Source organism: Streptomyces sp. 8L (genome assembly GCF_020176795.1).
Lineage (GTDB): Bacteria > Actinomycetota > Actinomycetes > Streptomycetales > Streptomycetaceae > Streptomyces.
In genome coordinates this window covers 1-7443 of the sequence record NZ_JAIUKE010000108.1, presented here as the reverse complement: position 1 = coordinate 7443, position 7443 = coordinate 1, and the positions used below count along the sequence as shown (strand labels likewise).

Below are 7443 nucleotides of genomic sequence, written 5' to 3'. Positions count from 1 at the left end.
GGGCCGCGCCCCCCCGCCCCGGGCGCCGGCCCCCCCCCCCCCCCCCCCCCGGCCCGCCCGCCGCCCCGCCCGCCCGCCCCCCCCCCCCCGCGCGCCCCCCCCCCCCCGACCCGCAACGGGCGGAGCCGGATCGACGTGCCGACGCACGAGGGCGGCACCGACACCCTGACACTGCGGACGGTCAACGGCGACGTGACGGCGTCCGAGGGGGCGTAGGCGGGGCCGTCCTCGCGCGAGAGCCCGGCGCGGAACCGCCGGACCTGCGCGGGCCCGTCCTCGCGGCGCCGAGTCTCAGAGCTCCGCAGCTCCGTGACGCATCGGACACACGTTCGATAGGACATCTGTTCGGATAGCACGCTACGCTGGCCGGTATGTCCGTATCACTCCAGGGATCGCTGTTCGACCAGGCGCCGACGCCCCGGCTCGGACCGCTCGCCGGAGCGCGGCGCACGGTCCTCGGTGACGGGGCGTGGATCGATCTGCTGCCCGGCTGGCTGACCGGCGCCGACGCGCTGTTCGAGACACTGGCGGCCGGGGTGCCCTGGCAGGCCGAGCGGCGCCGGATGTACGAGCGCGAGGTCGCCGTGCCCCGGCTCCTCCGCTTCTACCGGTCCGAGGAGGAGCTGCCCGACCCCGTGCTCGACGAGGCGAGGACCGCGCTGAGCGAGCACTACGGCGAGGAGCTGGGCGAGCCGTTCCGTACGGCCGGGCTGTGCTTCTACCGGGACGGCCGGGACAGCGTGGCCTGGCACGGCGACCGGATCGGGCGCGGCTCGCGCGAGGACACGATGGTGGCCATCCTCTCGGTGGGCGAACCGCGCGATCTGGCCCTGCGGCCCCGCGTCGGCGGCCCCGCGCGCCGCGTGCCGCTCGGCCACGGCGACCTGGTGGTGATGGGCGGCTCGTGCCAGCGCACATGGGAGCACGCGATCCTCAAGACGGCCCGCCCGGTGGGCCCGCGCATCAGCATCCAGTTCCGCCCCCAGGGCGTGCGCTGAGGGGCACCGCGAGCCCGGTGGGCGGCGCGGCGACGGCACCGCGGCGCCCGCCGGACCAGCCCGCGGGGGCGCGGCACAGGACCCGCGATCTACGGTGGGCCCGTGACCTACGACATCGCCTCCATACGTGCCCGGTTCCCCGCCCTCGACAGCGGAGTCGCCTTCTTCGACGGCCCCGGAGGCACCCAGACCCCCCGGCCCGTCATCGACGCGGTCGTCGGCGCCATGGCCGCACCGCTGTCCAACCGGGGGCGGCTGACGGCCGGGGAGCTGAACGCCGACCGGATCGGGGGCGGGGCACGCGCGGCGCTGGGAGACCTGCTGGGCGCGGCCCCCGGCGACGTGGTGTTCGGGCGGAGCGCGACCCAGCTGACGTACGACCTGGCCCGTGCGCTGGCGAAGACCTGGGCCCCGGGGGACGAGGTCGTCGTCACCCGGCTGGACCACGACGCGAACATCCGGCCGTGGACGCAGGCCGCCGAGGCGGCCGGCGCGGTCGTGCGGTGGGCGGACTTCGACCCGGAGTCCGGTGAGCTGGCGGCGGCCGACATCGAGGCCGTGCTCACCGGCAGGACCCGGCTGGTCGCGGTCACCGCCGCCTCCAACCTGATCGGTACGCGCCCGCCCGTGGCGGAGATCGCGGAGCTGGTCCACGCGGCCGGCGCGCTGCTGCACGTGGACGGCGTGCACCACACCGCGCACGCGGCGGTGGACCTCGGGCTGCTCGGCGCCGACACGTACGTCTGCTCCGTGTACAAGTTGCTCGGGCCGCACCTGGGCGTGCTCGCGGGTGCCCCGGGGCTGCTTGAGGAGCTGCGCCCGGACAAGCTGCTGCCGTCCTCTGACGCGGTGCCCGAGCGGTTCGAGCTCGGCACGCTGCCGTACGAACTCCTCGCGGGCGCCACGGCCGCGGTGGACTTCCTCGCCGGCCTCGGGGACGGCGGCGCCGGGACGGGCACCCGCAGGCAGCGGCTCCTCCAGTCGTTCGCGGCGCTCGAAGGGCACGAGAACGTACTGCGCGGACGGATCGAGTCGGGGCTCGCCCGGCTGCCGGGCCTCACGGTGCACTCCCGGGCCGCGGACCGCACGCCGACGCTGCTGATGACCTTCGAGGGACGGGACGCGGCGGACGCCTACCGGTTCCTCGCCGAGCGGGACATCGCGGCACCGGCCGCCTCGTTCTACGCGCTGGAGGCCTCACGCAGGCTCGGCCTCGCGGACGCGGGCGGCCTGCGGATCGGCCTCGCGCCCTACAACGACACGAGCGACGTGGACCGGCTCCTCGATGGCCTGGTCGGCTTCCTGGGCGTCTGACCGGCCGGGGACCGGCGCGGCGCGACCCGGGAACGGGTCATGCCGCGTTGTCGCGCCCTTCGTCCGGCGGCGCGTCCGGCGCTCCGTCCGCCCTGCCCGCCTCAGCCGGGTCCCCGAGCGGCCTGGTGGGCCCGTCGTCCGGCGCGGGCCGCCGCTCGTCGATCAGGTGGTCCAGCGGCAACCGCTCAAGGCAGTCGTCGCATTGGTAGATGTCGTCCGCCATCTCGACCAGTTCCTCGGCCGGGTGGCGCCTGCCGCAGCCCGCACAGACGTGCTCCCACTCCGTCATGTTCCTGACGGTCCGTCGAAAGGGCCCCGGCCAGCAGGTCGGCGTGGGGGCGCATCGGTGCGCGCGCCGGGGCGCACCGACCCGTGCCGGCCCGCTCCGCCCCGGCCATCCTCACCCGGCGCCGCTCGCCCGCGCGCCACGGGCATGGCCGCCCGTCCCGCATGACGGCGGTTCAGGAGGTGGTTGACGGAAGAACAAGAGGGCGCTCCAACCCTTGACACTCCCCCACCACAGTTGCATTCTTCCGGCATTCGACAAAGATCTACCGCCATCCGGTAGTCGCCTCGGCGGAAAGGGGCAGCTCACGCGACGTCAGGGCGGCCCGTACTGCGTCGATGTGGTGATCCGGTGCCGCAACGGCCCGGACATCCTGACGTGAGTAGGCAGCCGCAGGACAGTGGAGTCCGCGGAGCCTGGCCGCGTGCACCGGGTCACGGCACGGGCAGGCACCGCGACCCCCGACGACGAGGAGACGCGATGAGTCAGCACCTGGCAGAGCCGGGCGGGCCCGCGCCCGACGGGGCGCCGTCCGCCGCGCTGCGCCTCGCCGGACGGCTGCGGGCCCGCATCGGCGCGGGAAAGGTGCTCACCGACCCGGCCCAGCTGCGGACGTACGAGTGCGACGGGCTGGCGACGTTCCGGGTCCGGCCTGCCGTGGTGGTGCTCGCAGAGGACCGTGACGATGTGGTGGAGACGGTGCGGATGTGCGCCCGCGACGGGGTGCCGTTCGTGGCGCGCGGCAGTGGCACCGGGCTGTCCGGCGGAGCGATGCCGGTCGCGGACGGGGTGCTGATCGTACTCTCGCGGCTGCGGCGGATCGTCTCCGTGGACCCGGACAACGCGCGCGTCGTGGCCGAGCCGGGCGTCGTCAACCTGTGGGTGACGCGCGAAGCGGCTCCGTACGGGCAGGCGTACGCGCCCGATCCGTCCTCCCAGCAGGTCTGCTCGATCGGCGGGAACGTCGCGGAGAACGCGGGCGGCGCGCACTGCCTCAAGTACGGGTTCACCGTCAATCATGTGACGGGCGCGGAGGTCGTCCTGCCCGACGGCGAGGTCGTCCACCTGGGCGGCACCGCGCCCGAGCATCCCGGGCTCGATCTGCTCGGCGCGTTCGTCGGCAGCGAGGGGACCCTCGGGATCGCCACGCGGGTCACGGTCCGTACGATCCAGGCCCCCGAGACCGTGCGGACCATGCTCGTCGGCTTCCACGAGGTGGCCGAGGCGGCGGGGACGGTCAGCGACATCATCGCCGCGGGCATCCTCCCCGCCGCGATCGAGATGATGGACGCGCTCGCCATCGAGGCCGCCGAGGCCGCCGTGCGGTGCGGGTACCCCGACGGCGCGGTCGCGGTGCTCGTGATCGAGCTGGACGGGCCGCGTGCCGAGGTCGACGAGCAGTTCCGGCAGGTCGGCGAGATCGCGGGCGCGCGCGGCGCGTTCGAGACGCGGATCGCCCGTGACGACGCCGAGCGGGCGCTGATGTGGCGGGGCCGCAAGTCCGCGTTCGCCGCGGTCGGCCGGATCAGCCCCGCGTACTACGTGCAGGACGGTGTGATCCCGCGCACCCGGCTGCCCGAGGTGCTCGCCGAGATCGGCCGGCTGGCCGGCGAGGCCGGGGTCCGGGTCGCCAACGTCTTCCACGCGGGCGACGGCAACCTGCATCCGCTGATCCTCTTCGACGACGCGGTGCCGGGAGCGGCGCACGCGGCGGAGGAGCTGGGGTTCGCGATCCTCGACCTCTGCGTGGACCTGGGCGGTTCCATCACCGGCGAGCACGGTGTCGGCGTGGAGAAGAAGTCGCGGATGGACCGGCAGTTCACTTCGGCGGACCTGGACACGATGCAGCTGGTGCGGTGCGCCTTCGACCCGGCGGGGCTCGCCAATCCGGGCAAGCTGTTCCCGACCCCGCGGCTGTGCGGCGAGCGTCCCGGCGTGCGCACCGCGGCGGACACGCACGACCCGGCCCTGGGCGAGGTGTTCTGAGGTGGCGGCGGTACGCGGCGCGAGCCGGGACGCGGTCGGCGGGGTGGTGCCTGCCGAGGTGGTGGCGCCGTCGACGGCGGACGGGGTCGCCGAGGTGGTGCGGTCCACCGGAGGCAGCGTGGTGCCGGTCGGCGCGGGCACGAAGACGGGCTGGGCGGCGCGGCCTTCGTCCTGCGACGTGCTGCTGCGCACGACGGGCCTGGACCGGATCGTGGAGCACGTCCCCGGCGACCTGGTCGCCGTCGCGGAGGCGGGAGTGCCGCTCGACGCGCTCCAGCGGCGGCTGGCGGAGCACGGCCAGATGCTGGCGCTCGACCCGCCCGAGGAGGGCGCGACGCTCGGTGGGATCGTCGGGGCGAACGCGTCGGGTCCGCGCCGTCTGCGCTACGGCACGGTGCGCGACCTGCTGATCGGGGTGACGGTCGTGCTCGCGGACGGCACGACGGCTCGTTCGGGCGGGAAGGTCGTCAAGAACGTGGCGGGGTACGACCTCGGCAAGCTGTACACGGGGGCGCACGGCGGCCTGGGCGTCGTCGTGTCGACGGCCTGGCGGCTGCATCCGCTGCCGCAGGCCGCGGGCGCCGTGGTGGTGCCGGTCGCGGACGCCCGGGCGGCGGGCCGGCTGGCCGCGCTGGTGGCGCGCTCCACGCTCACGCCGGCCGCCGTCGAGCTGCGCTTCGGTGACGGCGGCGGCGAACTGGTGCTCCTTTTCGAGTCGATCGAGGCGTCGGTACGGGCGCAGTCGGCCACGGCGGTCGCGCTGCTCGGCGGCGCTGAGGCCGCCTCGCCGCCCGCCTGGTTCGGCCGCCGGCCCGCAGGACCGCTGGTCCTGCGCCTGGCGTACGCGCCGGCCGCGCTGCCGCACGTGCTGGCGGCCCTGCCGGACGGCGCGTCCGGCACGGCGTCCGCGTGCACCGGGGTGGCGTACGCCGCGGTGCCGCGGGACACGGACCTGGGTGCGGTGCGCGCGGCGATCGCCCCGTACGACGGCTCCGCGGTGGTGCTCGCCGCGCCCGAGCCGCTGGACGCGGCGGAGCACTGGGGCCCTGTGGCGGACTCGTTCGGTCTGATGACACGGGTGAAGGACCAGTTCGACCCGGCGCGACGGCTGTCGCCCGGCCGGTTGCTCGGAGGGCTCTGAATGGCGATGGCACACGACGCGGACGGTGGCACGGACGGCACTCCCGAGGACCCGGCCGTCGGCGGGGACGGCGCGGCCCGCGCCGCCGACCGGGCGGCCGCCGAGGTGGTGGGCGCGCGCGACCCGCTCTCCATCGGGCAGGGCGGTCCGATCGCGGCGACCGCGGCGGCGGCCACGGTGGGACTCGGCATGCCGGGCAGCGGGCCGCCGCCCGACGGGGCCTTCGACGCGCACCATCCGCCCGACGCGGCTCTCATCGGCGACTGCGTGCACTGCGGCTTCTGCCTGCCGACCTGCCCGACGTATGTGCTGTGGGGCGAGGAGATGGACAGCCCGCGCGGCCGGATCGACATCATGAAGGGCGCGCTGGAGGGCGACGCGTTCGACGCGAGCAGCGTCCGCCATCTCGACCAGTGCCTCGGCTGCATGGCGTGCGTGACGGCCTGCCCGTCCGGCGTGCAGTACGACAAGCTGATCGAGGCGACGCGGGCCCAGCTGGAGCGTCGGGTCGAACGGCCGCGCGCGGAGCGGCTGCTGCGCGAGGCGGTCTACGCGGTGTTCCCGTATCCGCGCAGGCTGCGCGCGCTGCGCGGACCGCTGCGCGCCTACCAGGCGACCGGTCTCGGGCGGATGCTGGCCAGGTCGGGGGTGCTGGCCCGGCTGCCCGAGCCGCTGCGCGCGATGGAGTCGCTCGCGCCGAAGCTGGGCCGTACGGCTCCCCTTCCGCCGGTCACCCCCGCGCGCGGCACGCGGCGGCGCACGGTGGGCCTCCTGACGGGCTGCGTGCAGGGTGCCTTCTTCCCTGACGTGAACGCTGCGACGGTACGGGTCCTCGCGGCGGAGGGCTGCGACGTGGTGGTGCCGGAGCGCCAGGGATGCTGTGGCGCGCTGTCCGCGCACGCGGGGCGCGAGCCGGAGGCCCTGGACTTCGCGAAGCGCGCGATCGAGACGTTCGAGGCGGCGCGCGTGGAGAGCGTCGTCGTCAACGCGGCGGGCTGCGGCTCCCAGCTGAAGGAGTACGCGCACCTGCTGCGCGACGAACCCGGCTGGGCCGCGCGGGCCGCCGAACTCGCGGCGAAGGTCCAGGACATCACCGAGTTGCTGGACGAACTGGGGCCGGTCGCCGAGCGCCATCCGCTGCCGATGACCGTCGCCTACCAGGACGCCTGCCACCTGGCGCACGCCCAGGGCGTGCGGGAGCAGCCGCGACGGCTCCTGCGCGGGGTGCCGGGCGTGGATCTGCGGGAGCCGGCGGAGGCGGAGATCTGCTGCGGCAGCGCGGGCACGTACAACCTGCTGCATCCGGAGCCCGCCCGCGAACTGGGCGAGCGCAAGGCGAAGGCCGTCCTCGCGACGGGCGCCGACATCATGGTGACCGCCAATCCCGGCTGCTGGATGCAGGTGGCGACGACGCTCGCGCGGCTGGGCGAGCGGCTGCCGGTGGCGCACACCGTGCAGGTGCTGGACGCGTCGATCCGGCACGTGCCGGTGGAACGGCTCCTCGCGCGGGCGCTGGACGGTCCCGGGACGGCGCTGCCCCCTGCCACTCCCCCGCGCCCCGGGTCCTCTCCCGGCACCGCGCGGTCCACCCGGGGGGCCGGGGGGGGCCCCGGGGCGACAACCCCCGATATACCCCCCGGGGCGGCCCCCCCCCCCGGGCGCCCGGGGGGCCCCGCCCGGCCCGGGGGGGGGGGCCCGGCGGGGCGGCCGCGGCCCTA

6 protein-coding genes and 1 pseudogene are annotated in these 7443 nt (G+C 75.8%); 6 read left to right on the top strand and 1 reads right to left on the bottom strand.

Annotated elements, in window-relative coordinates; genetic code table 11:
* The 3 genes and pseudogenes from LCE31_RS11270 to LCE31_RS11260 all read left to right on the top strand — a co-directional run.
* Positions 1-216, top strand: a pseudogene (locus LCE31_RS11270) (hypothetical protein); the annotation flags it as partial.
* 155 nt (positions 217-371) lie between these two features.
* Positions 372-998: an alpha-ketoglutarate-dependent dioxygenase AlkB gene (locus LCE31_RS11265; protein WP_225014047.1), complete on the top strand. Its 627-nt coding sequence runs from the start codon at positions 372-374 to the stop codon at positions 996-998.
* A gap of 102 nt (positions 999-1100) precedes the next feature.
* On the top strand, positions 1101-2312 hold the full coding sequence (locus tag LCE31_RS11260) for a cysteine desulfurase-like protein (RefSeq protein WP_225014046.1): 1212 nt from the start codon (positions 1101-1103) through the stop codon (positions 2310-2312).
* Between the two features lie 37 nt (positions 2313-2349).
* Here LCE31_RS11260 and LCE31_RS11255 read toward each other — a convergent pair whose 3' ends face one another.
* Positions 2350-2601, bottom strand: a complete 252-nt coding sequence (locus tag LCE31_RS11255) for a hypothetical protein (protein ID WP_225014045.1) — start codon at positions 2599-2601, stop codon at positions 2350-2352.
* A gap of 477 nt (positions 2602-3078) precedes the next feature.
* Here LCE31_RS11255 and LCE31_RS11250 point away from each other — a divergent pair, with 477 nt between their 5' ends.
* The 3 genes from LCE31_RS11250 to LCE31_RS11240 form a co-directional block, all read left to right on the top strand.
* Positions 3079-4584: an FAD-linked oxidase C-terminal domain-containing protein gene (locus LCE31_RS11250; protein WP_225014044.1), complete on the top strand. Its 1506-nt coding sequence runs from the start codon at positions 3079-3081 to the stop codon at positions 4582-4584.
* Between the two features lies 1 nt (position 4585).
* Complete coding sequence (locus tag LCE31_RS11245) at positions 4586-5725, top strand: FAD-binding oxidoreductase (protein WP_225014043.1); 1140 nt, start codon at positions 4586-4588, stop codon at positions 5723-5725.
* A partial coding sequence (locus LCE31_RS11240; RefSeq protein ID WP_225014042.1) for a (Fe-S)-binding protein occupies positions 5726-7443 on the top strand: 1718 nt, incomplete at its 3' end.